The sequence below is a fragment of the Anaerococcus lactolyticus S7-1-13 genome, assembly GCF_000758765.1.
GTDB classification, from domain to species: Bacteria; Bacillota; Clostridia; order Tissierellales; family Peptoniphilaceae; genus Anaerococcus; species Anaerococcus lactolyticus.
Genome location: NZ_JRMW01000037.1, coordinates 13,672 through 38,159 on the forward strand (window position 1 = coordinate 13,672; position 24,488 = coordinate 38,159).

Genomic DNA, 24,488 nt, shown 5'->3' on the forward strand with positions numbered 1-24,488 from the left:
TATTCAAAATAATTTCAATTTTATTTTTGCCTCTTTTTAATTATTTTTACTTTTTTCAAGCTTTCTGTATTTCACATAGGCATTGGCAGTCATTAGGATGGCGGCAATTAGGATTAGCCACCAACTATCCTTACCCTTCCTATATTGGAGGAAGGCTAATATATAGACCAAACCTGCACTTGCAAATGATGTATAAAACTCTAACTTGTCTAAGTTATTTTTTCTCATCTATAACAGCCCTTAGGGTGTTCCAAGAAAGTAGGGCACAATTTACCCTTTGTGGCATGTTTTGGATATTTTTGAAGGCCACAGCATCTTCGAGCTCTTCAAGTTCTTCATCTGTCACATCTTCTCTTTTGATCATCCTTTGGTAGATGTCAGCCATTTTGTCTGCCTCTGCCATGGTTTTTCCAACCAACATATCGCACATTACTGATGTGGCAGCTTGACTTATGGCGCAACCATCACCTGTGAAGGCTGCGTCCACAATTTTGTCTCCATCTAATTTTAATTGTAAAACTATTTCATCGCCACAAGATGGATTGTGGCCGTCTTCTTTTATGTCAGGGTCTTCTAGGTCATGCTTGTTGGCTTGGTTCCTTGAATGATCTAGGATAATCTGACTGTAAATTTCTTGCATATCCATTATAGTCCCATCACCTTTCTAACTTCTCTTAAGCTTTTTGCAAAGATTTCAACTTCTTCTTTTGTGTTATAGATTGCAAAAGATGCCCTGGCTGTAGATGAGATTCCTAAATAAGTGTGTAAAGGCATGGCACAGTGGTGGCCACTTCTTACAGCTACTTTTTTAGAATCAAGAATAGTTGCTATGTCGTGTGGGTGGATGTCATCGAAGGTAAAGGAGATTAGGGCCCCTTCCTCACAACTTGTTGGATGGATAATTTTTATATTTTCTATGTCCTTGATTAAATCGTAGGCATAGTGGGTTAATTTCATCTCGTGAGCATGGATATTTTCCATGCCAATTTCTTCCACATATTTTATAGCTTCTACTAGACCAATAACCCCACCAACGTTAGGGGTTCCAGCCTCAAATTTTAGAGGAGCCTTGGCAAAGGTTGAATAATCTTCATAGACATATTCTATCATATCTCCGCCCAAGTTAAAAGGTTTCATCTTATCAAGAAGGTCGTATTTTCCATAAAGAACTCCAATTCCCATTGGAGAATAAATCTTATGACCAGAAAACACTAAAAAATCACAATCAAGATCAGTAACATCAATCTTTTTGTGGGCAATTAACTGAGCTGCATCTACAATGGTAGTTGCTCCCACTTCTTTTGCCCAACCAATAATTTTCTTTAGGTCTGTAATTTCTCCAGTCACATTTGATGCACCTGTAACTGAAACTATCTTGGTTTTACTATTTATCTTCGCCTTTAAGTCCTCATAGTCAAGCGAATGATCGTCATTGAGGTAGGCAAAAACAAGCTTAGCGCCAGTTGCCTTTGCCACCATCTGCCATGGAACAAGGTTGGCGTGGTGTTCTAAAATAGTAATTAGAATCTCATCGCCTGCCTTTAAATTATCAAGTCCATAAGAATAGGCAAGGAGGTTCATAGCCTCTGTTGCAGTCTTTGTATAGACTATTTCATTACGAGATTTAGCATTTATAAATTTTTTGATTACTTCCCTACCATTTTCATAGGCTTCTGTGGCTACCCAAGAAAGGAAGTGTGCTCCCCTGTGTGGGTTGGCGTTTTTATATTTATAATAGGTGTCAACCGCTTCGATGACTTGCCTTGGCTTTTGGCTGGTGGCAGCTGTATCTAAGTAAATTACATCCTTTCCAACCTTGGCCCCATCAAGATAGGGGAAATCTTTTCTAATTTCTTCGATATTCATACTAATTCCTTGAATTTAGTGCATGAACTTCGTCTGCTATTTTTTTGCGAAGAGTTTCATCTTCAATCTTATCAAGGGCTGGGGCAAAATTTGCCTCAAGCATCATAGATTCTGCTTGTTTTTTGCTAAAACCACGGCTCATGATATAAAATAACATTTCCTTATTCATCCTGCCCACGCTTGCTGCGTGCTTGCCAGTTACTTCCTTTTCTTCATTTAAAAGCACTGGTGCAGATTTATTAACCACCTCATCTGAAAGCATCATTGAGTAATCACCAATCTTGCCATCAGCCTTAGTGCATCCACGTCTAAGATCAACAATTCCCTTGAAATTTTTAACAGCCTTATCTTTTAAAGCACCATTAAATAGGGTATTTGAATCTGTATTTATGCCATAGTGTTCATTTACAGTTAAAAGGTCTAAGTATTCTTCCTTAGATTTGAAATAAACACCATTTTCTACAACCTTAGCTTCTTCACCCCTTAGGATGTTTCTAATGTTAACCATGGACTTAGTTGCTCCAATTTCAATATAAGTCACATCAAGCTCTGCCCTATCGGCAAGTCTGGTTGCAATTGAATTTAGGTTAGTAGATTCGTTTTTAAGGTCAACTACAACTACAAGTTTCACCTTAGCTTCTTTTTCTAAGTTAACTAAAATTTGAGAATTTACAAAAATCTTACCCTCTGCAAGGTCTGAAAAATTCACCAAAAATGAAGAAGAAGTATTGGTCCTTGCATTTATTTCTATATCTGACACAAGGATGTTGTTTTCATCATTCATCTCTAAGTTTATAAATTCAGTTTCCCTATTTTTGTCTATATCAAAACTTAAGAAGTGGTTTCTAAAGTCTTCATTTTCTTTATTTATTTCCGCAGAAAGGCCATAGGTTTCGCCCTCAAAAGCTTTTTTAACTTCGCTTTGTTCCTCGCCAAGAGATTTTCCATAAAAAGGCTGGTTTTTTATTTCAACTAGGTTGTACTCAGCATTGTTAAGACCTAAGTAGGCCCAAGTAGGGGCCCTCATTTCATTTATCTTTGCCATCAGCCGTTTGCTCCTTCCAATTCCATATCAATCAAATTATTCATTTCAACTGCATATTCTAGAGGTAGAAGTTTTGAGATTGGCTCTGCAAAACCTCTTACAATCATTGACTTAGCCTCTTCTTCGGGAATACCCCTGCTCATTAGGTAGAATACTTGGCCTTGGTCAATTGAACCAATTTTTGCCTCGTGGCCACAGTCTACATCGTCATTTCTAATGTCTAAAACTGGGATGGTATCTGATTGACTTTCTTCTGAAATCATGAGGTTTTCGCAATCAACAGTTGATTTTGATCCTTGGGAATTTTTCCTCATAGCAACTAAAGAACGGGTCATGGACTTGCCATTTCCTGCTGTAATTGACTTGGTTAGGGCTGTTGAGAAGGTATTTGGGGCAATGTGAATCATAGAGCAACCGTTGTCTATATATTGACCGTCACCTGCAAAGGTAATACCTGTATATTCCGCTCTAGCCCCTTTACCAGCAAGGATGCTTGTTGGGTAAAGCATGGAAACTTTTGAACCAAAAGATCCTGATACCCAAATCATCTTTCCACCTTCTTGGATAATGGCACGCTTGGTGTTGAGGTTGTACATATTTCTAGACCAGTTTTCTATGGTAGAAAATCTTACTTCGGCGTTTTTGCCAACGAAAATTTCTACAGAACCTGCGTGAAGATTTACAACATTATATTTTGGCGCAGAGCATCCCTCTATAAAGTGAACCCTGGAATTATCCTCAGCGATAATCATTGTATGCTCAAATTGGCCAGCACCTGGAGCATTAAGCCTGTAGTAAGATTGAAGTGGTATATCAACCTTCACTCCTTCTGGCACGTAAATAAGGGATCCACCTGACCAAACAGCGCCATGAAGGGCTGCATACTTGTGGAGTGTAGGTGGAATTGCCTTTTGGAAATATTTTTTAACTAAGTCTTCGTGTTCCCTAACAGCTGTTGAAAAATCAATGAAAATTACGCCTTGATCTGATAAGTGTTTTTGGATAGAGTGGTAAACTTCCTCACTATCGTATTGGGCACCAACACCAGCAAGACTTTCTTGCTCAGCTTGTGGAATACCAAGCCTGTCAAAGGTATCTTTGATGTCTTCTGGAAGGGCTTCCCAAGTAGATTTTTTATCTGTAGGTGGTTTTACATAGGTTGTAATATCAGCCATATTGAGTTCTGAAAGATCTGGTCCCCAAGATGGATTAGGAGTTTTTTCAAAAATTTCTAGAGATTTTAACCTTCTCTTTCTCATCCATTCTGGTTCATTTTTCTTATCGGATATTTCATTTACAATTTTAGCATTTAAGCCCTTTTCTGTAATATCTGAATATATAAATTCATTAAAGAAATCATAGTAACCACGGTCTATGTCCTTTAATTGTTCTTCAATATTAATTTCTTTCATATTACACCCATTCGTAGCCACAGGCCTCAATCTTATCCATTAAGCTATCGTCTCCGGTTTCCTGAATAACGCCGTCTTTTAGGATATGAACATAATCAGCCTTAATATTAGACAAAATTTCCCTGTGGTGGGTAATAAGAATTACAGATTTTTCACCATCTAGGAAGTTTTTGATGCCATCAGATACAATCCTAACCGCATCTACATCTAGACCAGAATCTGTTTCATCTAATAAAGCAAGTTTTGGACTTAGCATTTGCATTTGTAAGATTTCTGATTTCTTTCTCTCGCCACCAGAAAAACCTACATTTACATACCTATTAGCATAGGAAGAATCTAATTTTAAATTTTCCATTTGCTTAGTAAGTTCTTTGTTAAAGGCCAAAATTTTTGGTTTTTTGCCAGTGATTTGTTCTTCTGAAATTCTTAAAAAATCTGAAAGCTTAACTCCAGGAATCTCATCTGGGTATTGGAAGCTCATGAAAATACCAAGTCTAGCCCTCTTATCAACGCTATAATCTGTGATATCTTCACCTTCAAAGAAAATTTTTCCTTCATTTACTGTGTAGGCAGGATTTGCCATAATTGTATTCATAAGGGTGGACTTGCCAGAACCATTGGCGCCCATAACAACATGGACTTCGCCCTTGCCAACTGTCAAATTTATTCCCTTAAGTATATCCTTATCTCCAGCCGAAACATGGAGATTTTCAATCTTTAATAAATCGCTCATCATTTACCTCTTTTATCTATTATTAACTCTTTTTAAATCATACCTTTTTGCTAGGGATTATCAATATTCCGCATTAACCAACATACCATAAAAAATAAAAAAAACGAGCCAAAGCCCGTTAATTATAAGTTCTAAAATTCATTCAATTTATTTTCAACTAAATCGATAAGACTATTTACAGCTTCTTCTTCCGCATCACCATCTGCTCTTATAATTATCTCGTCGCCTTTAGAAGCACTCATGCTCAGAACTGACATGATAGACTTAGCATTATAACTCCTTCCAGCTTTCTCAACAGTTATATCACAAGGAAACTGCACAGCTTGTCTTATGAAAATAGATGCTGGTCTAGCATGCAAACCAATTTCGTTAGAAAGTGTTACTTTTTGTTCGTACATAGGGCCTCCTTTGTCAAATATTTATCATCCTACAATAGATATTACTATCATTTAGAAAATTTGCAAACGATTTTTTGTTTAAATATCCAAGATATTTATGATTAGCTATTTATTAATGTATATTTTTTTATTTTTATTTATACTATTTTAGTTTCCCCCTGTGGGAATGAGTTGGAGGAATGTTTTTTTAATAAATCTGTGTAAGATTTTTAATTTATAATTGTTTCTTTAATATTTTTATTTACTTAGATTCTCAAAATTCTTATTCCTATAATTTATTTTCATCGACAATTACATTGCCAAAAAATTTAGGAAAATCTAAAATATCGTTTAAGGATTCCAGTGCTATTTCTACTGTCCACTTATCATTCCAAGGTGGAGCCTTATAGACATCTACCATTAACTTTGCTAATTCTTCTAAATCTGATTTTTATATTTTTCTAATTTCCAAATTTTTCTCTTCGTGATTTTTACTTAAATTTATTTTTCTTATTATTATCGTATATCAGTCACATTTTTTAAAGGTATTTTTCTTGTGATTCTTATGTGTCACAAATTAATCATATCTTTCAAATTTCATTTTATAATCCCAGTAACACCACTAGCCAGGCTTGGATTATGGATGCGATTGGAATTAGTAAAAATGGCATTAAGATAAAATGTTCCTTAATGGCCAAATGTTTCATCCAATTTCCAAATTTGTAATCCTCATGCCCTTCTGTGCCTGGTATGACTATCCTATCCTTGTACTTTCCTTGGAACAAAAGTAGATCCAACAAGAAGAAATCTCCCAAGTTTAATATTATCCACTGAATATAACTCATCCAGAAAAGATCTCTAAGTCCTTTTATTCCTGTATGTAAAAGAGAGGTCATTCCATATATAAATACGATTCCTGAAATTATAATCGTAAGTATAAAATTTATTCTTTTTTCTTCTTTTGTCATCTTTTCTGGAGCCGAATTTTGTATTCCCTTTGGATAGGAATCGAAGAAAAATCTCGGGTCAATCAGTACAAAAGCTGCCACCGCACCGTTAAAGATAGCAGCCATTGCAATTCCATCTAATATTGCTCGTCTTATATCCATAATATTCTCCTTATTTATTTTCCAAAAAGTCTTTTAGTTTCTCGGCGTATTCTTGGGGATGTTCATGGAGAAATTATCCGTGACCCATTACTTCAAATACTTCTGTTTTCATTTGCGGAAGATAGTCTCTTAATATCTTTTCACTTTTTGCAGGGATTGGCTCTTCACTTCCCCTCCAAAACAGTACTGGATTTAAAAACTTACTTAAACTTTTTGGAGGCTTGTAATGATAGATAAACTTACAGGCAGTTTTTATCGTATTTTTCGAAATTTGCGGATAGGTCATTTCTATTACGCTTAGATTATCCTTGCCCATAAGCTTATCTAATAAAAATTTAGGTATTACTCTTTATCTCCCACGATGAAGTAATCACAGTAATCTCCTCCCTTGGCGATAGTTTCTTTTCTGTGTAAAACTCCATGTTGAAAGCTTATCATAAGCTCATCAAGTTCACAGAATAGTGGCATTAATTCATCTACACTCAACTTCTTTGTATAAGCACAAATGGGACAACGTGTAATCCTATAGTAACAAGCACCCTCATAGGGTTGACCTTCAAAGTCAACCTTAAAAGAAGTTGGATAGAGTTTTTCTTTTTCCTCTGTATACCACTTGTAATACTTAAGAATATTTTTCTTATTGGCCTCTTTTCCCCTTTTAGTATTGAGATTAATCAAGGAAAAAACCCATTTGAAAGTATAAAGAGAGCGACGCATCATTTCTTGCACTATTTCAGGTGGAATCTTTTTCTCACTTGCTATATAGGGAGCAACAAAGACAAGGGCAAACATCTCATTGTACGCCATGGGATTATCCTCGCCGATATCGTCCATATTTTTTACAAGTTCTCGATAAACTTTTTTGCTCTTTTTAATAATTTCTGATGCATATGCTTTATCATACTTTTCTATAAGAACTTTCTTCATTGGACCTTTAAATAATAAGAAATAAAAACCCTTGTATTTCATCTTACATACCCCATCAATTTTCTAAAATTTTTTATTTTGATTTAAATACAATTTTATTTTCTCCCAATTAGAAGAGTTGATCCAGAAAGCCCTAACAATAAAGCTTCTTTGTGGCCCATAAAAAGACCCTTTGTTGTATCAATTAATTGCACATCTTGGTAGCCATCCTTTTTCAGCTTTTCCATAAATTTATTCATATCTCCATAGCTTGACTTATTCATCAAATCGTGGATAACAAAGACTCCACCTTTTTTAAGTACACGAAAAGTTTCTAGTAAAAGTTTTTGTTTGTTTTGCCCTGCAATATTGTGATAAACATAGTTGCTTGTCACTGCATCAAAACTTTCATCTTCAAAAGGGAGATTCACTGCATTTCCTTCTTCAAATTTCACATTTTCTACTCCCTCTAATTTTGCATTGTCTTCACAGAGTTTTTTAGAAAATTCACTTTTATATGTCCCACTCCATATGTCGCAGCCCACCATGGTCGCTTTTGGATTTTTCTTTGCGCAAGCAATTGTAAGTGCACCGCTACCACATCCTACATCTAAACCCACGCCACCATCTGGGATCTTTACATAGTCGGCAGTCCCCTCTATTATGACTTTGGCAAGCTTTCTTTTCCCGTTGTAATCAAAAGCCCTATATAAAAATCTCATCCAGATTGCAAAGAAAATAAGTATCAACGTTGCAAGCCCAAGAATAAGGGCACATATTAGACGAGTTCTTCCACTAAATACAAAATCACTGACACCAAAGGCTATAAATAGGATGAAAGCTGCAAGGCTTGCAAATATTAAATTCTTTAACAAGCTTTTGGGAACCCAATTTTTGTAGTCAGCCTTTGTTTTATCGTCATCCATAAAATTTACTTGTTTCATAAAATTTCCTCCTGTAAATAATAAATTATATAAAATTTTCCTTTAACAACTAAAACAATAATTTTAATCCTTTACTTTATAATCTTATAAATTGATATTAGTATAATTTATCAATAAAGATAAGTAGTAAACAAAATATATTAAGTTAAACCAGCCTCCGCGAATAATCATATGCAATCCCTTTGGTAACCTGTCAGCAAGGGAAATAAGGATTAAAAGAAATATAGGTGTGAATAGGGCTTGCCATCTTGGAAATACTGTGTATTCAAATAGAATTACCAAAGTTAATCCTATGTTGCTAAAGCCGCAATCACAAAAACATCAAGAACGAACCCAAAAGATCTATCCATATAGTCTTGTACAAAGTCACAATTAAAGACCCTCTCTCATTATATGATATCGATTATTAGTTTCATTGTACCCCTAGTTTATCACATATTTTCTAATTTTACCAACAAAAAATCACCCCATCTAAAAACAGGGTGGTTTTAATTTTTCTCTTAAATTCTTTCTAATAATTCTATTAAGAATTCAAAGTTATTTGCTATTGATTTTATGTTTACTCTTTCTTCTGGGCTGTGGGCACCTTCTATTGCTGGGCCAAAGGAGATCATTTCGGTGTCTTTTAGGGTTTTCTTGAAGAGGCCGCATTCTAGTCCACCGTGGGTGGTGGCTATTTGCATTTCATCTCCGTGAACGTCTTTCCAAACCTCTTTTGCAAGGTCAATTATTGGGCTGTCTTCCCTTTGCCAACCTGAATATTCACTTGTGATTTCTGCCCTTGCCCCAAAACTTTCTACTATTTTCTTTGAGATAGCTGCCTTGTAGAATTTTTGAGAGTCGATTTCTGATCTGAACATTGATGATATCCAGATTACACCTTCCCTATCTTCGATTAGGCCAAGGTTTGAGCTTGTTACTATTGAATCTCCTACTTTTTTGTAAAGGCCATCTGGGATTACAAAAAGTAAATCTATTATATTTTTAGAAAGCTCTTTTGTGAGTACTTCCCCATCAAAACTAGCTTCTTTTACCCAGATTTCTCCCTTTGGGTCCACGTCTTTATATTCGTTTTTAATTTCTGCAATTCTTTCTTTGATAAGGCTAATTTCTTTATCTTTATTAGGAACTGTAACAAGAGCGTTTGCTTTAGATGCGATGGCGTTTCTCTTTACTCCACCTGAAATTGTAGCGATTTGAACGCCGTCGATGCCTTCTAATAGTCTACCTAGAGTTTTGTTGGCATTTAGCCTAAATTCGTCGATTTCCATACCTGAATGGCCACCTGCAAAGCCCTTTAGACCTACTTCTATGAAGTCTCCATCTGCTTTTTCAAATTTTTTGTCAAATTCGATTTCAAGGTCAAGACCACCTGCACAACCTACTGTAAGAATGCCTTCTTCTTCGGAGTCGATGTTTATTAGGTATTTAGCAGTAATTTGTGATAGGTCAAGCCTTCCTGCACCTCCCATAGAAGTTTCTTCTTCTGTGGTAATTATCGCTTCGATTGGACCATGCTTTAGGCTATCGTCATCTAAAACAGCTAAAATAAAAGCAACACCAATTCCATCATCAGCGCCTAAAGTTGTGCCATCAGCTGTAATCCAACCGTCTTCTTCTAATAATTTGATTGAGTCTTTGGCAAAATCGTGGTCACTTCCTTCAACCTTTACACAAACCATATCCATGTGACCTTGGAGGGCAACAATGGCGTGGTCTTCATATCCTATGCTGGCTGGTTTTCTAATTATTACATTTAACGCCTCATCTTGGGTTACTTCTAAATTTCTTTCCTTGGCAAAGTTTACCAAAAAATCTGAAACTTCTTTTTCGTTGCCTGATTCCCTAGGAATTTTAGCGAGTTGTTTAAAATATTTTAAAACTTGGTCAGAGTAATTCATTTTTTATCTCCTTAATTCTTCTATCATTTCATTCTTGGCTAAGAGATTTTTTTCAAAATCCTGGTAGTAGTCCCTAAGATTTCTCGGATTTCTAAACTTTTTGCCAATTAGCAATTTTGAATTGGCATTCATCCCAAGACCAAGAATTGATCCGATTTCTTCATTTATGATTACATTATACCTCTGGGCAGTATTATTTCTTTGGTAGCCTACATTTTCTAAGTTCGAAATAATATTTTTTTGCCTGTAGAGGTAATAGGGCTCGTAGGCATTTTCCCTTGTAAAATCACCTATCTTTTCAGCAATTTTTAAGGAATCCTCCCTCTCACCTGTTGACCCTTTTTCATTGTATTTTGAGCCAGACTTTATGGCGAGGGCGTGGAAGGTAATATTATCCGGAAGGAGGTCTTGGAGGATAGGGAAATTTTTAGAAAAATCATCCACGCTTTCACCTTCAAGACCCACTATAAAGTCCATATTGACAATAAATCCTAGGTCCTTGGCAGCCTTATAAATCTTAAGGAAATGATCCATATCTATATCCCTATTTAATTTTTGCAAAATTTCCCTATTAAAGGTTTGAGGATTCAAAGAAATCCTTGACACTCCCCCTGCTTTTAGGATTTCAAGCTTTTTAATATCCAGGGTATCCTCCCTGCCAGCCTCGAATGTAAGCTCCTTGTAGGTGAATTTTTTATTTATACTTGTTAGGATTTTTTCAATTTCATCTGCAGTTAGGTAGGAAGGAGTCCCACCACCAATATAGATGGAATCAAGGTTTGAAGGCAAATTAATTTCCTCAATCTCTCTTATGAGATAGGCCACATAGGTTCCCTTGTCGTGGTGGGATCCGATTAGGGTTGGGTAGGAACAATAATCACACCTAGTCGGACAGAAGGGGATGTTGATATAGAGGCTAAAATCATCTTGGCAGACACTAAGCCTACCTTGATTTTCCTTAACTTTTTCTAAAAGCTTAAGTTTTTCATCTGAAAGTTTGTAGGTATTTTTGATTTCTCCTAGACTTTTATTTTTCAAAAGCTTTGATGGTTTAGACCCTGTGAGCGTCCCCCAAGGCGACTTGTAGCCTGTTTTTTTTGCCAGATAATCATATAAGATAATTTTCAATTCTTGGTTTGTTTTAAAAAAGAAATTTAGGCCGGTAATATCAACCAAACCATCCCCAATTTTGATTTCTGCATCACTTTCATCATCAGTAAAATCCATCTCTTCATGGTCTAGGAAAATATTTAAAATATCATAGGCTATTTTTCTTTTATTATTGTCTTTAAGGTATATTTTCATTTTTATCTCTCAAAATAATAAAGTAAAAAAGGGCATAAGCCCTCTTTAATTTGTCTTTAAAAAATTTTCTGCCCAAGTCCTATCAACTAAAAAACTCCTATCCTTTTTGATAAATTCTCCGTAGTTAGTTAAGATTGTCTCATAAAGAATGTCAGAAAAATCTAGTTTAAGTCCCACATTCAAAACAGTTTCTAAGTAAAAGTCCTTATTTTCTGTAAAAATAAAATCCTTAATCTGATTAAGTTTGTAGGCAAAGTCTTCGCTATTGATAATAAAATACTTCATTAGCTCGATTACCCTATCATCAAGACCAGCTTCAAAAATATAAATCTTCTCCTTCAAAGCTTGATAATCATAAGTAATCCTTAAATTATGCTTGATAAGTTCGTCTTTTCTTTCTGCACCAATAAGGCCTAGACCTGTCGAAAAAGCAAGCCTTGCCTTCTTATCCACAAAGGCAGGGTCGTTTACAATCATGAAGAGGTTTATTTCATCTGTGTAGGCAAAACGATAATTTAAAATAAATTCATTTGCACATGACGGACAGGTGATGTCAGCAAATTTTCCTTGGAAAATCTCATCTCTTTGTTCACCCAAAGAAAAAATCGCTGTTGGTAAACTCTTTTCAAATTTATTGCTACACTTAGGACAAGTTATTTCAAATACTTTTTCTCTCTTTTCCATATCAAACCTTTCTCTTTCTTAAGCTTAACTTATACTTACCCAAAAAAGAGGACTATTATTCAAATTTTACAGCCTTAAGGAGAGGGATAGCAACAATTGTAGCTACAATTACAGATATAACTGCATTTACCATTGAAACTGAACCTTTTTGGATGACTTCTGCCATGGTTGCTTCCATAGTTAAACCTAAAATTAGTCTGTTTTTGATAAAGGTCTTGCCTAAATATAAAATTACGTAGGTGATTTGACCTAGGACGCCAGCGATAACTAGCTTTTGAGTATTGACAAGCTTATCCCTGTTCTTATAAATCATTCCTGCCACAAAAGCCATGGCGAATTTTGTTATAAAGGTAATTGGTGCACTTGTAAAATATACCGGATCAAATAAATCAAAAAGTGCAGAGCCAACTCCAGCTGAAATGCCACCATATATAGGCCCTAATAAGAGACCACCAAGTAGGCAAAATACGTTTCCTAAGTGGAACCTTGTTTGACCAAGAGGGGTTACTATTGGTATTTGGAAAAATCGTGAAAATATGTATACAAGAGCTGCAAAAAGTGCCATATATACCAATTTCTGTGTGCTTAATTTTTTCATTCTAACTCCTTTTTATATTTTTGACACCACGTCCCATACATTATACCATAAGAATAAATCTGTGAAAATTTTATCTAAACTAATTTCCTTTAAAAAAATCCAAAGAAATATTAATTCAATTTTTAATCTCTATTTTTTTCTTAGCTTTGAAATCAAAAAGAAGCTAGACTCCTAGCTTCTAAAATCTATGAAAAAATATTTTATCTTAAGCACCAACCTTATCAGCTTTTTGGTTAGCGTCTATTGCTTTTAGCCTATTTTCCTTGATTTCCTTTTTCCTATTATATTCGTGAAGGATTAATGAAATTGTAACTATGGCATAGGATATAAAGGTCCTTAGGAATTCACCGACCATGGCATCCCCTGTAACTTCCTTGCCAGCAAGAGGCATGATGATGAACATCAAGTGAAAGAGGGCTGTACCGATTATAGCATTTACAATAGAGGCCTTAAGGATTGATGCTCCTCCAACTAGAAGGGCTGCAGCTGCATATAGGGCCGCTTGATCAAGTCCTGCATAGGTTGCAAGTGTACCAATATTTTGCAAATAAATTAACTGGCCGAAGGCTGCAAGAACTGTAGAATAAACAATTGATTTTACCCTTATCTTATCAGCATTAAGACCGGAGTTGTTAGCTACACCTTGGTCAAGACCTACAGCTCTCATGTTTTGACCGAGCTTGGTCTTTTTAAAATATGTGATAAAGACACATAAGAGACCAATAATAAAAATAGTTAAAACTGGTACATCAAATTTAATCTGATCTTTGCCTAGGGGAATTTGAATCCTGTATTTTAAGGCATTATCAATAGCACCTGCAGTTGCAAGGCTAATTGAATTTTTAATTCCCACTCCAGATGAAAGAAGCATTGACTTATCTCTGATAGGAATGATGGTGCCTGTAAAAAACATGATTACAAGCATGTAAACACCTAGCATGAAAAATGAAAGCATCATAGATGTAATCATCTCACGACCCTTGGCCCTATTTAAAACATTGCCCGAAAAAATACCGAGGACAATGGCAATAGGAAAGGCGATTACAGCAGCCACTGCTATGCCCAGGAGACCTGTAAAACCTAAATCTTGGGAGAAAATTAGGCCTACCTGAGCAGCCATGGCTCCAAGTGGGATACCGAAGTTTATGCCCATTCCTGCTATAATTGGGATAATCAAGCTTAGAACTAAGAAGGTATTACGAACAAGCCTATTTGCAAGCTCACTTGTAATAAATCCTAGCTGGGCCCCACTTAGGATATAACCCACCACGCATATCACCATAAACATTATAGGTACAAGGTGTCTGGTTGAAATTTTATTTTTAATCATTGTCAATCCTCCTTGTGAGGGCATAAACTATCATTCCGTTTGTTATGATAAGTCTCATAACCTCTGAGACGTCTATAGACAAAAGTCCGTTGATAACTGTAGGTGTTAGGGTAATTACTCCTTGAAATAAGAGGGTACCAATAATAACGTGGCTAATTTTTGCCTTATTCAAGGTCGCCCCACCTATTAAAATTGATGCAACAGTCTGGAAAGTGAAGGATGCTGGTGCTTGGTAAAGCTGGATGAAACCATAAGATTGTTGATATACAACTATACCCACAGCAGCTATAGCTGTTGAAAGCACTATGGCTTCAAGCCTTACTTTTTTTATATTAATACCACTTGCCTTGGCATATTCGTAGTTAGATCCTACTACAGACATGGCTGTTCCAGTTTTTGTCCTAAAAAGTCCCCAAACTAGGATGGCTGCTAGAGCAAAAAACAAAAGCATCCCTATAGGAATCCTCACCCCAAAAAGGTCAAAGGATAGAAAATCTGATAGTAGCCCCACAGAATTGACTCCACCGGTGGAATTTTGAATATTTTTCATCCAATAGTCCCCAACAGGAATTTGCTGGCGAAGACCAGTTCCCCCGTAAGAAAGGACTGAAACAGGATTTTTAAATGGTAAGAATACATAGGCTATACACATAAAGGCTGTGAAAGAAAATCCAACATAAGTTGAAATCAGCATCTCATCGCCGATAATTTTGTTAAGTAAAAGTCCATAAACAAAACCAAAAACCACTCCAATTGTAGCGCCGATAACCATGGCAAAAAAGATTCCTCCAAAGCCAGTGATATTAAATTCCAGGGAAATAACTGCACCTAAAATTCCTGCCACTATACCGATTGGGATGCCGAAGTTAAGACCACAACCTGATTCTATCATTGGAATTAATGATAGGACAAGGATGGCAAACATACCAAATCTCGCGATTACATTTTCTAAAGAACTTTTTACGCTAATACCTGCGGCAGGAGCAGCTATGAATAAGCTCAACAAAAATAGGGCGATGATAAATCTTGCTATCCCAACTTTTGCGACAAAGTTTTTAATTTTATTCATTTACTAACTCCTCTCCACTCATCAACAGACCGAAGTCTTCAGCACTTGCTGTAGGATCTAGGACGCCAACGATTTTACCCTCGCAGACAACTCCTATCCTGTCACAAACTGATTGAAGTTCCTCAAGTTCTGAAGAAATCATAATTATGGTTGTCTTATCTTCCCTATTAGCTTTTTTTAGGGAATCTAGGACAAGTCTTTTTGCCCCGATGTCAATTCCCCTAGTTGGCTCTGATACAAATAGGAGGTCCGGGTTCATTGTGAAAGCCTTGGCGAGGCATACTTTTTGCTGGTTGCCTCCAGAAAGCCTGCCTACAAGTTCATAAGGTCCTTGGGTCTTTATGGCGAGGCTGTCTATATATTTGTTGGCATTGGCAACAATGGCCTCGTCATCCCTAAATTTGAAAGTGAAAATTTTCTTAATAAACTTATCAAAAACTTCCATAGCGTTAAAGGCAATATTTAGGGCTATATCTTCGCCTAGCAAGAGTCCTACTCCACGCCTGTCCTCGGATACAAAGGCGATTTTCTTTTTCAAAATTGAACTGGTATCAGAAAGTTTCAACTCTTCACCATTAAAGATTGCCCTACCCTTAACTGGATAGGTGCCCAAGATGCCATTGGCTATACCAAGTTTGCCTTGGCCAGCAAGACCTGCTAGGCCAAAGATTTCTCCACGTCTAACCTTAAAGTTAGCATCATAAACCATCTCGCCCGGCATTTCTACGTAGAGGTTTTGGACTTCGAAAATAATATCATCCTCATAAATTTCTCTTTGATCATCATCAACATAGGCTTGCCTATTGGATTTTCCCATCATCCATCCTGCAATTTGCTTAATCTTAAGACCCTTAGCCTCTCTATCTTCGACTATTTCTCCATCTCTTAAGACAATCACCTTATCGCAAAGATCTAAGATTTCCCTTAGCCTGTGGGAAATGAAAATAACAGCTATACCTTTTTCTGCAAGTTTTTTTAGAGAAGAAATTAGGATATCTGCTTCGCTTTCAGTCAAAACTGCTGTTGGCTCGTCCATAATTAAAAGCTTGATATTTTCTCTTTTTATTTCTCTTGCTATTTCTATGAATTGTTTGTGGCCAACTGGTAATTCACTTACATATTCTTTTGGATTTAAATCCAAGCCTAGTTTATCTAGAGTTTTTTCTGTATCTTCTATATTGGCCTTGGCATCTATTAGTTCATAGCCCCTGCCAAAGACTTTTGAAATTGGACTTTGTTTGGTTTTTTCCATATTTAAAGTCACATTTTCAGCCACAGTAAAACCTGGTATGAGAGAAAACTCTTGATGGACCATCCCAATACCTGCCTTTAGAGCATCGGTCGGATTTTTGAAGTCGATTTTTTCCCCATCAAGGATTATCTCTCCCTCATAGCCACCAGTATCTTTTATAAATTCCATACCAAAGATAATATTCATAAGGGTTGACTTGCCAGCTCCGTTTTCTCCAACAAGGCCAACAACTTCTCCCTCATCTATAGTAAAATTTACATTTTTTAAAACATTATTTTGACCAAAGCTCTTACTAAGGCCCCTAATTTCCATTAACATCTATAACTCACTTCTCTTTTACTTAGCAAAGCCTAAGCAGAGGAAAATTTTCCATCGCTTAGGCTAAAAAATTATTCGAATTTACCTTCGGATTCTTTTTGCTTTTCAACCATATCTTCTACGTTAACGTTAATTTTTCTATACTTTTCGTCAACTTTTTCTTCTGTCATTCCTAGGTATCCCTTACCAAATACATAAGTATCTTGGGCAACTAGGGCGTAGTTAGGAAGTTCTTGTCCATTTGCCATATTAATCATCTTAGAAACAACCCACTTAGCTCCAGGAGTTTCACCTTCAAAAGCCTTCTTAATATCATCTTGATTTGTAATATCAGCTTTTCCGTTTAAAACATCAATAACTAGGTCAACAGCAGATACTGTGCTGGTATATCCAAGTGAATATGCCCATGTACCCATCCTGTCCTTACCACCTTTTTCGATTACAACTTGTTCTACTCTCTTTAGGATTGCTGGCCAATCGCCTGCTATATCATCAAGACCTATAGAGAAAGCTGATGGATAACCCATGATTGGGCTTGGAAGGTCTGGCTCAACAAAGATTGCTCCACCAGCAGCAACACCCCTTAGGAGTGGTTCTGTAAGGGCATCGTTAGTTGTGAAAAATGCAGTGTCTTTGCCGTATTTTTCAATCCATGGTCCTATGTTTTCAGCCAAGTATTGTTGGGCACCTGGTGTACCGATATCAGTTGTAGGATCTGGTGCGTTTAGGGAAATAAATTCCATACCAAGGTCCTTACAAGCTTCTTCCATGATAGCACGTCTTATAGCAAGAGTTTCAATTGCCATGTGCCTTGGGAAGGTGATGTGAGCAAATTTCTTAGCACCCATCTTTTGTGCTGCCTTAACCATCCTATAACCTCTTGAAATATTATCAGCATCTACTACTAGGTCTGATACACCTGAAGTCATTAGGATGTCTTCTTGAGGTGTAAGGTTAACAAGGATAATGTCAGGTCTAGACTTTCTAATTTCTGTAAAGGCTGCTGTTGTACCTGGCACTGATTGGTTTACGATGATTGCCTTCATTTCTGGATCATCAGCCATAGCCTTAATCTTAGAAATTGTTGTTTCCATTTCAGTCTCAATCTTGTCTGGGTATGTATCATGTACGATTATTCCACCTTCAGACGCTTTTCCATACTTGTCCATAACAGCTTGGGCACCACGGAACTCGTCCTCACTCTGAGATACAGTTGAAGTGACAAGACCTATGTGGAATTTTTCGCCCTCTTTAAGCTTTTCAAATTTCGCCTTGTTGTTTACGGCTACTTCACTAGCATCTTTGTCAGCTGCATCCTTTGTTTCAGTTGATTCTTGCTTTGTAGCAGCATCTTCAGCTTTATCATCTACTTTTTGACATCCAACTAGGCCCATAAATACAAAAGCCAATAAAAATAGTGATGTCATTTTCTTCATCATCGGTTTCATTTGTTACTCCTTTATTATATCATAGTGATGATTATATACTTGCTTTACCACATTGTCAAATAGATTTAGCAAACTCTTTCGCAAGTATTTTTTGCAAGTCCTAGCATCCTAACCTTGTTATCATTTTCCTCAAAGAATAATTTTTTTATTTTTTCCAAAGAAAAAATCTCCAAAATTTAGTTCAAAATTTTAGAGATTCTTTTAGTCTAAAGTCTATATAATTTACAAGAAAGGCTACGATTACACCGATAAGGGTATCTATCACCCTGTTTAGGGCAAAATTAAAGGGAACTAGGTCTCCTGCGTGGTTTATTGTTACCGATAAAAACACAATGCCTGCTATGGATACAGCATCCTTTTTATTTATCATGGACATGACCCAGATAATTATCGTAACAAGGATGGCAATTACAAAAAGACCCACAATATCTGGAATTTTTTTACTTGGAAAAGTCAAAAGATAGATAAGGCCTATAGTGCCGCCAAAAAGAGTACCGATTATCCTGCCTAGTCCCTTATGAAAAGTTTGGTGGACATTTTGCTGCATACAGATAATGGCCGCTATGGCCGAATAAAAGGCGAGGCCTTCTCCAGGTCTGTAGTGGGAAATTATCATTGATATTAATACAGCAAGACCTGTTTTTCTTATCCTTGGTCCTGGAAATTTTACTTGCATAGGATAGCTCTTAAATAATCATAAAAACTTTCTTCGTTGACCTTATTTACCATATAGATCTTAGGTCTTGCTTCTGACCTATCTAGGGATTTTTCATCGAAGTTGACCTTAAGACCTGCCTCCTCAAAGATAAAGGCTTCTGGTCTTTGGGATAAGTAGAGAAGGATGACACCAATTAGAGGTTCTTGATCATAAGATTTCAAAAGTTTTTCCATTTGTGGATGAGTTTTTATGATATTTTCCAAATCTTTTTCTTCTAGGATGAAGTTATCTGCAAATTTTTGGTCAATGACAAAGAGGTTTATACCTGAAGATAAAATCAAATCTAGGTTTGTTAATTCTTCTTTTGTTTGACTTTTTAAGTCTGGGATAGATAAGAAAATGTGGTCTATGAAGTCTATAAAGTCATCAAATTCTCGAATGGCCTTGGCAATGTTAGATAAGTCACCAGATGCGATTATATCTAGCCTGCCACAGTCACTTGCAAGGTCATAAAGATTCTCATAGGCGTCGACTTCTTCGAGATAATCAGCCACTGGTGTGAAAATTTCTTCATCTAGTTTTGATTTCTTATCATCAAAATTTTTTGCTACAGACAAAAATAAGTCTTCGCTATTTATAAGGCCCAAAATATTTTCCCCGGCAGCTTCGCTTGACATATAAGACCTGTTTGAAGATAGGCCCACAAGTTCAAAATCAAAGGAATCTAGCGCCATTTTTATGAAAAGTCCGTCGGCCGGACTGAAGTTTGTATCTATATAAATAAAGGGTTTTTGATATTCCATAAATCTTCCTTTCTAGTTACCTACTATACTAAAAAATCCAGCTTTTTAAAGCCGGATTTTTATACGTCCATAAAGCCCTTTGTATATTTTTTAAGAGTAGCCCTATAAACTAGAAATACTATTATTAAAACTACAAGAAGACCTGTGCCTGCACCGATAAGTATATTGTCAGTAAGTTCTGTGATAGCAAATACAGTAAGTCCTAGTAGACCCATAACTAGCAAAGAGCCTAAGTAAATCCCAACCGCCTTTAGTCCTCCACTTTGCTGGATTTCCTGAGGTTTCTTCCACTGGGTGTAGACCATAAAAGTTCCGAAGTAAAGGCTAATCATAGTGGCAAAAGCACATGTTAGAGAAAGTCCTACAAATATTACCAAGCCTCCTAAAATCGTAAGTTTGAGTAAAAATGTGTATGCTAGAGCAAGAATTAGGTTTATCCCACAGGCAACCACGTAAGCTGCAGCAAATCTCGCCCTCATATGGCTTTTTGGGTCAATTGGCAGGGTCTGGATGAGATAAAAACTCTTGCCTTCCCTTGATAGGGCGGTATTGGCAAGGCCACCGTTTAGCCAGATGAAAAGCCCAACTCCAAGGGAGATCAAAAAGGCAAATAGGAGAAGCTCTGGACTAGCTGGGTCAACTCCCGATTCTTCCATAGCAGTTCTCGCTTGGACAAAGCCCATAACTAAGATAACCATGACCATACCAAGAGGTCCTGACAAAAAGACTATATTTGAAAAAAGTGTTTTTAAGTCTTTTTTGAAGATAGCCTTAAATTGGCTGCCCGCTTCGATTTTAATATCCTTGCTTGGAGTCGCTTCTTTCTTTGATGTATCAAGGTGTTCATCAAAGACAGCTTCATAGTAGAATTTATTGGCTATCTTATAGGAAATAAAGGCCAAAAGTAAACACAAAGCAAAAATAAGACCTGTAAAAATAAGCCTTTGGCTCATTGTTCCTGCCACAGCAAGGCCATATATCTTTGCATTGAAAAACACATTTGAAACCATGCTTAAAGTTTGGGTAATTTGATTTATGTCTACATTCATCTTTCCCATTCCACTTGAATTTGATGCCGAAAAGGAGAAGTAATAAATCACTCCCATAATGCCAAACATGATTAAATAGCCAATTGTCTTAAAAAGTTTTGCATGCCTATTGACGTTGGTAAACTTTTTTATTACAAGTAAGAAAAGTGACAAAATCCCATAAGGTAGGTAAACCATTGGCAAATACAATATTAGCCCCATTACTAAAACCCAAGGATCAAAGCCCGCTTCCTTAAAATATATGACAAGGCCGATTATTAAATATAGGAAAAAGTCCACAAAGCTTAAAACTCCGCCAAAAACCTTCCCTACAAAGAGTTCGCCCTCCCTAATCGGCATTGTTTGGTAATTGGCTATGGCCGACTTGGTGTAGAGGTTTGAGAAAATTTGTGGCAGGTAAAATAGAAATACCATTAGGGTCATGGACATGCCAAAGCTTGTAAAATACATAAAGGCCATATCGTTTGCCACGTAAAGGTAGGCAGAGGCCTTGAAAACTCCTGTAAAAACCGCTCCAAAAAATACATAAGTCCATATTAAAAGCAAAATCCTACCTAAATATGATTTTGGCATATTTGGGACAGTTTTCCTCGGCATATATGGAAAAAATGACTCTTTAAGACTGTATTTTGAAAGTGTTAGGATATTAGACTTATTCATCTGTAAGCTCCAAGAAAATTGATTCAAGAGTGCCATCATTATTTGCGATGTGCTTGATTTCATCTAGAGTTCCCATGGCGATAATCTTGCCCTTGGCAATAATTGCAATCCTGTCGCAAAGTTCTTGGGCCACTTCCATAACGTGAGTTGAAAACATGACGCACTTGCCAGCCTTTGCCCTCTCCCTTAAAATTTGTTTGAGATTGTAGGCAGACTTGGCATCAAGGCCAACCATAGGTTCATCAAGGATTAAAACTTGTGGGTCATGGATTAGAGCACCGATTATAGCAAGTCTTTGAGCCATACCATGGGAATAGGTTGAAATTTGATCTTTCATAGCATCTCTAATGTCAAAAAAGTTTAGGTAATAATCTAGTCTTTGCTTTCTAGTCTCAGTGTCAACCCCATATATATCTGCGATGAAATTTATATATTCATTTCCCGAATAATTTTCGAATAATTCCGGATTATCTGGCACATAGGAAAACTGGCTCTTGTAGGCCATTGGGTCGTCTTCTAAGCGAATGCCATTGATAAAAATCTCGCCCTTGGTCTTTGAATTTATCCCTACAATGGACTTGATGGTAGTAGATTTGCCAGCCCCATTAGGGCCTAAAAATCCAAAGATTTCCCCATCCTTAGCCTCAAAAGAAATATCATCAACAGCCTTTTTCTCGACTGTGTATTCCTTGGTAAAGTTCTTTACTTCTATCATATAATTCCTTTCTTATTTAAATAAGCTTCTCAATTTCATTATTCATTAAATATTTTCATACATGGATCAAAATTAAACCCTATACGTTATGAATAATAATTTATAAATTCAAGAGTTCTTTTTTCTTCATAGCGAATTCTTCTTCGCTTATAATGCCCATATCTAATAATTCTTTTAACTTTTTAATTTCTTCATAGGGATCTTCTGTATTATCTTTTGATATATTTTTCCCAATTTTAATCTTTGATTTCAATGAATTAAGGCTATTTTTAGTAAAATCTAATCCTTCCAAAAGTTTTTCTTTAGGAATAAATTTATTTTTATCTTCTGTTTCCTCTTCACTTACTTCTAATAAAACTTCTATATCTTCATTAAATTTTTCATCATTATAATTAAAGCAAGATTCTTCGAGGGTGGCTTTTAATCTTTTTGCAGCTGGCATCATAGATGCAAAATTTAATGATCCAGATATTACCCCTCCTACAATTGGAACTGCTTTTGATACCCCATTTGCCAAGGTTGTTTTTGTCATTTTTATACCAATCTGACTAGATATTTTCTTTATAATAGGATACCAGATTGTCTTAGTTAAGGCCTTTTGCGGGATTTTTTTCATTGTTGTTTTAGCCACTTGTGTAGATAAGACCCTAAGGCCAGAAACTGCTCCCGATACCCCAAACATTACACCAGAATATAAGATGAGTTGGTCTCTAACTTTCTCATCATCTACTGACCCATCTATCCAAATATCACTTCCTCCGTATATATAGGATAATTCTTGGGCAAGTTTTAAAGCCATGGCAAAAAATTGCAAAACATCAGCTGGTATTGTTGCAGCCATTGCCAAACCTCCAGGAAGTCCAGTTACAAATGATGCCATTGACGACTGGCTAGTTCTTTTAAAAATCAATTTACTAGCAATTATATCAAGTGTTTTTTGGTCCATTCCTATTCCTATAGGGCCCTTGTCTATTAATTCATCCAAACTTTCACAATAACCACTAAATACTTCTGCAAGAAATTTTTTTCTATCAACCTTAACTCCTGGAACTTGTATAGACTTACCTATGATATCTTCTAGCATATATTCTTTTACAATTTGCTTATTTTCCATAGTTACCTCAATTATTTTCTATTTTATTAATCTATTTTAATAATTTAATTATATCATAAATCAAATTAATATTTTTATAATCCTTATATATCCAAGAAATTTTTTCAAAAAAAAGACTTACTCAGCTGAATTTTAGTGAATAAGTCTTGTAATTAATATTTTTTATCCAATTGAATCAGAATAATCTTTTAATTTTCCTAGGGCTTGGTTTTCTATTTGACGGATTCTCTCACGAGATAGGTCGTAGATTGCTCCGATTTGCTCTAGGGTCTTTGGTTTTTCGTTATCTAGGCCGTACCTGTAGATTATAATTTGCTTTTCCCTGTCTGTTAGCTGGTCAAGGGCTTGCATGAGGAAATTTTCCATATCCTTTTCAAGAATTAGCATATCTACTGGGGTTGACTCGTCGCCTACCATGTCCATTAGCTCATCACCTGTGGAGTCTTCACTATCGAGGTTGATGTTTAGGGATGTTGAGTTTACTTGGTTTCTATTAATTAGGAATAAATCATCTGCTTGTTTTTTATTTATTCCTTCGTTTTCTAGGATTCTGTAAATCTCTTCATCGCTTGCTTCTGGGTTGGCTTTTAGAATTTGTTTTAATTTATTTAATTTTAAGTACTTACCTGCTGGTATTCTGATTGTATGTCCTTCTTTGTTGATGGCCTTTCTGATTGCCTTGTCTATCCATTTGTAGGCGTAGGTTGTAAATTTGTATCCTAGGGTTAGGTCAAATTTTTCTGCAGCCCTTATCATGCCAAGCATGCCAGATTGGACCAAATCTTCTAGGTCTAAATCATTGCCATGAGACCTAAAGAAATATGAGGCTCTGCTCCTTACAAGTCCTTGGTTTTTTTCAACAAGGGCTGCTAGAGCGTTTTGGTTGCCTAGTTGGAATTGCTCCACTATTTCTTCGTTGTTTAGGTCAGATAATTTCATCATATCCTTGCGTCTGATAGGGGCAAGGGAAGTATTCACTCCCTTTTTGGCAGAACCAATTAGGTCGTCGTCATCATCAAAGTCTTCGTCGTCTTCTTCAGAAATGATGTCTAGAATTTCTTCTCTTTGCTCATCGGTCATCGCTTCTACAAGTTGGGTGAGCTCTTCATCACTCAAATCACTTGTATCAAGATAATCTCTAAGCTTTTCTAAAGTTTCCGTATCTTTTAAATTTATTTTATCCATCTTATCA

The 24,488-nt window shown here is 36.2% G+C and carries 25 protein-coding genes and 1 pseudogene; all 26 read right to left on the reverse strand.

Features of this window, described 5'->3' with window-relative positions:
- Positions 1-36: 36 nt before the first annotated feature.
- The 26 genes and pseudogenes from HMPREF1630_RS05920 to HMPREF1630_RS06045 all read right to left on the reverse strand — a co-directional run bounded on the left by HMPREF1630_RS05920 (position 37) and on the right by HMPREF1630_RS06045 (position 24,481).
- The gene (locus tag HMPREF1630_RS05920; RefSeq protein WP_004826940.1) at positions 37-228 is read right to left on the reverse strand and encodes a hypothetical protein; all 192 of its coding nucleotides are present in this window, start codon (positions 226-228) and stop codon (positions 37-39) included.
- Positions 215-646: a Fe-S cluster assembly sulfur transfer protein SufU gene (gene sufU, locus HMPREF1630_RS05925; RefSeq protein WP_004826942.1), complete on the reverse strand. Its 432-nt coding sequence runs from the start codon at positions 644-646 to the stop codon at positions 215-217. The genes HMPREF1630_RS05920 and sufU overlap by 14 nt, the downstream gene beginning before the upstream one ends.
- Positions 646-1,866 (reverse strand): aminotransferase class V-fold PLP-dependent enzyme, encoded by a 1,221-nt coding sequence (locus tag HMPREF1630_RS05930; protein WP_037328003.1) that lies wholly within the window; start codon positions 1,864-1,866, stop codon positions 646-648. Before HMPREF1630_RS05930 ends, sufU begins: the two co-directional genes overlap by 1 nt.
- A 1-nt stretch (position 1,867) precedes the next feature.
- Positions 1,868-2,911 carry a SufD family Fe-S cluster assembly protein gene (locus HMPREF1630_RS05935; protein WP_037328005.1) on the reverse strand — a complete coding sequence of 348 codons (1,044 nt, stop codon included), beginning with the start codon at positions 2,909-2,911 and terminating at the stop codon, positions 1,868-1,870.
- The gene (sufB, locus tag HMPREF1630_RS05940) at positions 2,911-4,323 is read right to left on the reverse strand and encodes a Fe-S cluster assembly protein SufB (protein ID WP_037328008.1); all 1,413 of its coding nucleotides are present in this window, start codon (positions 4,321-4,323) and stop codon (positions 2,911-2,913) included. The genes HMPREF1630_RS05935 and sufB overlap by 1 nt, the downstream gene beginning before the upstream one ends.
- A 1-nt stretch (position 4,324) precedes the next feature.
- Complete coding sequence (sufC, locus tag HMPREF1630_RS05945; protein ID WP_037328009.1) at positions 4,325-5,056, reverse strand: Fe-S cluster assembly ATPase SufC; 732 nt, start codon at positions 5,054-5,056, stop codon at positions 4,325-4,327.
- Between the two features lie 131 nt (positions 5,057-5,187).
- Positions 5,188-5,454 (reverse strand): HPr family phosphocarrier protein, encoded by a 267-nt coding sequence (locus HMPREF1630_RS05950; RefSeq protein WP_004826954.1) that lies wholly within the window; start codon positions 5,452-5,454, stop codon positions 5,188-5,190.
- 268 nt (positions 5,455-5,722) lie between these two features.
- A complete protein-coding gene (locus HMPREF1630_RS09720) occupies positions 5,723-5,854 on the reverse strand; it encodes a hypothetical protein (RefSeq protein ID WP_269319701.1) in 132 nt (43 codons plus the stop codon).
- A gap of 181 nt (positions 5,855-6,035) precedes the next feature.
- Positions 6,036-6,542: a hypothetical protein gene (locus tag HMPREF1630_RS05960; protein WP_037328011.1), complete on the reverse strand. Its 507-nt coding sequence runs from the start codon at positions 6,540-6,542 to the stop codon at positions 6,036-6,038.
- A gap of 10 nt (positions 6,543-6,552) precedes the next feature.
- Positions 6,553-6,885, reverse strand: a pseudogene (locus HMPREF1630_RS05965) (alpha/beta fold hydrolase); the annotation flags it as partial.
- The gene (locus HMPREF1630_RS05970; RefSeq protein WP_037328014.1) at positions 6,885-7,511 is read right to left on the reverse strand and encodes an L-2-amino-thiazoline-4-carboxylic acid hydrolase; all 627 of its coding nucleotides are present in this window, start codon (positions 7,509-7,511) and stop codon (positions 6,885-6,887) included. The pseudogene HMPREF1630_RS05965 and the gene HMPREF1630_RS05970, both read right to left, overlap by 1 nt.
- 53 nt (positions 7,512-7,564) lie before the next feature.
- Complete coding sequence (locus HMPREF1630_RS05975) at positions 7,565-8,392, reverse strand: class I SAM-dependent methyltransferase (RefSeq protein ID WP_037328017.1); 828 nt, start codon at positions 8,390-8,392, stop codon at positions 7,565-7,567.
- 500 nt (positions 8,393-8,892) lie between these two features.
- Complete coding sequence (pepD, locus tag HMPREF1630_RS05980; protein WP_037328019.1) at positions 8,893-10,293, reverse strand: beta-Ala-His dipeptidase; 1,401 nt, start codon at positions 10,291-10,293, stop codon at positions 8,893-8,895.
- 3 nt (positions 10,294-10,296) lie between these two features.
- Positions 10,297-11,598 carry a radical SAM protein gene (locus HMPREF1630_RS05985; RefSeq protein WP_037328022.1) on the reverse strand — a complete coding sequence of 434 codons (1,302 nt, stop codon included), beginning with the start codon at positions 11,596-11,598 and terminating at the stop codon, positions 10,297-10,299.
- A 45-nt stretch (positions 11,599-11,643) separates the two neighbouring features.
- On the reverse strand, positions 11,644-12,282 hold the full coding sequence (locus HMPREF1630_RS05990) for a CpXC domain-containing protein (RefSeq protein WP_037328025.1): 639 nt from the start codon (positions 12,280-12,282) through the stop codon (positions 11,644-11,646).
- A gap of 55 nt (positions 12,283-12,337) precedes the next feature.
- Positions 12,338-12,880: an ECF transporter S component gene (locus HMPREF1630_RS05995; protein WP_037328028.1), complete on the reverse strand. Its 543-nt coding sequence runs from the start codon at positions 12,878-12,880 to the stop codon at positions 12,338-12,340.
- Positions 12,881-13,085: 205 nt separating this feature from the next.
- Positions 13,086-14,210, reverse strand: a complete 1,125-nt coding sequence (locus HMPREF1630_RS06000; RefSeq protein ID WP_037328030.1) for an ABC transporter permease subunit — start codon at positions 14,208-14,210, stop codon at positions 13,086-13,088.
- On the reverse strand, positions 14,203-15,279 hold the full coding sequence (locus tag HMPREF1630_RS06005) for an ABC transporter permease subunit (protein ID WP_037328033.1): 1,077 nt from the start codon (positions 15,277-15,279) through the stop codon (positions 14,203-14,205). The genes HMPREF1630_RS06000 and HMPREF1630_RS06005 overlap by 8 nt, the downstream gene beginning before the upstream one ends.
- Positions 15,272-16,849, reverse strand: a complete 1,578-nt coding sequence (locus HMPREF1630_RS06010; protein ID WP_037328036.1) for a sugar ABC transporter ATP-binding protein — start codon at positions 16,847-16,849, stop codon at positions 15,272-15,274. Before HMPREF1630_RS06010 ends, HMPREF1630_RS06005 begins: the two co-directional genes overlap by 8 nt.
- A gap of 71 nt (positions 16,850-16,920) precedes the next feature.
- Positions 16,921-18,288 (reverse strand): DUF3798 domain-containing protein, encoded by a 1,368-nt coding sequence (locus HMPREF1630_RS06015; protein ID WP_231549519.1) that lies wholly within the window; start codon positions 18,286-18,288, stop codon positions 16,921-16,923.
- 190 nt (positions 18,289-18,478) lie between these two features.
- The gene (locus HMPREF1630_RS06020) at positions 18,479-18,973 is read right to left on the reverse strand and encodes an FUSC family protein (RefSeq protein WP_037328040.1); all 495 of its coding nucleotides are present in this window, start codon (positions 18,971-18,973) and stop codon (positions 18,479-18,481) included.
- A complete protein-coding gene (locus HMPREF1630_RS06025; RefSeq protein ID WP_037328042.1) occupies positions 18,964-19,758 on the reverse strand; it encodes a hypothetical protein in 795 nt (264 codons plus the stop codon). Before HMPREF1630_RS06025 ends, HMPREF1630_RS06020 begins: the two co-directional genes overlap by 10 nt.
- A gap of 59 nt (positions 19,759-19,817) precedes the next feature.
- Positions 19,818-21,467 carry a hypothetical protein gene (locus HMPREF1630_RS06030; protein WP_037328045.1) on the reverse strand — a complete coding sequence of 550 codons (1,650 nt, stop codon included), beginning with the start codon at positions 21,465-21,467 and terminating at the stop codon, positions 19,818-19,820.
- On the reverse strand, positions 21,460-22,182 hold the full coding sequence (locus HMPREF1630_RS06035; protein WP_037328048.1) for an ABC transporter ATP-binding protein: 723 nt from the start codon (positions 22,180-22,182) through the stop codon (positions 21,460-21,462). The genes HMPREF1630_RS06030 and HMPREF1630_RS06035 overlap by 8 nt, the downstream gene beginning before the upstream one ends.
- A gap of 100 nt (positions 22,183-22,282) precedes the next feature.
- The gene (locus tag HMPREF1630_RS09655) at positions 22,283-23,296 is read right to left on the reverse strand and encodes an SHOCT domain-containing protein (protein ID WP_037328051.1); all 1,014 of its coding nucleotides are present in this window, start codon (positions 23,294-23,296) and stop codon (positions 22,283-22,285) included.
- A gap of 162 nt (positions 23,297-23,458) precedes the next feature.
- The gene (locus tag HMPREF1630_RS06045) at positions 23,459-24,481 is read right to left on the reverse strand and encodes a sigma-70 family RNA polymerase sigma factor (RefSeq protein ID WP_037328054.1); all 1,023 of its coding nucleotides are present in this window, start codon (positions 24,479-24,481) and stop codon (positions 23,459-23,461) included.
- Positions 24,482-24,488: the final 7 nt, after the last annotated feature.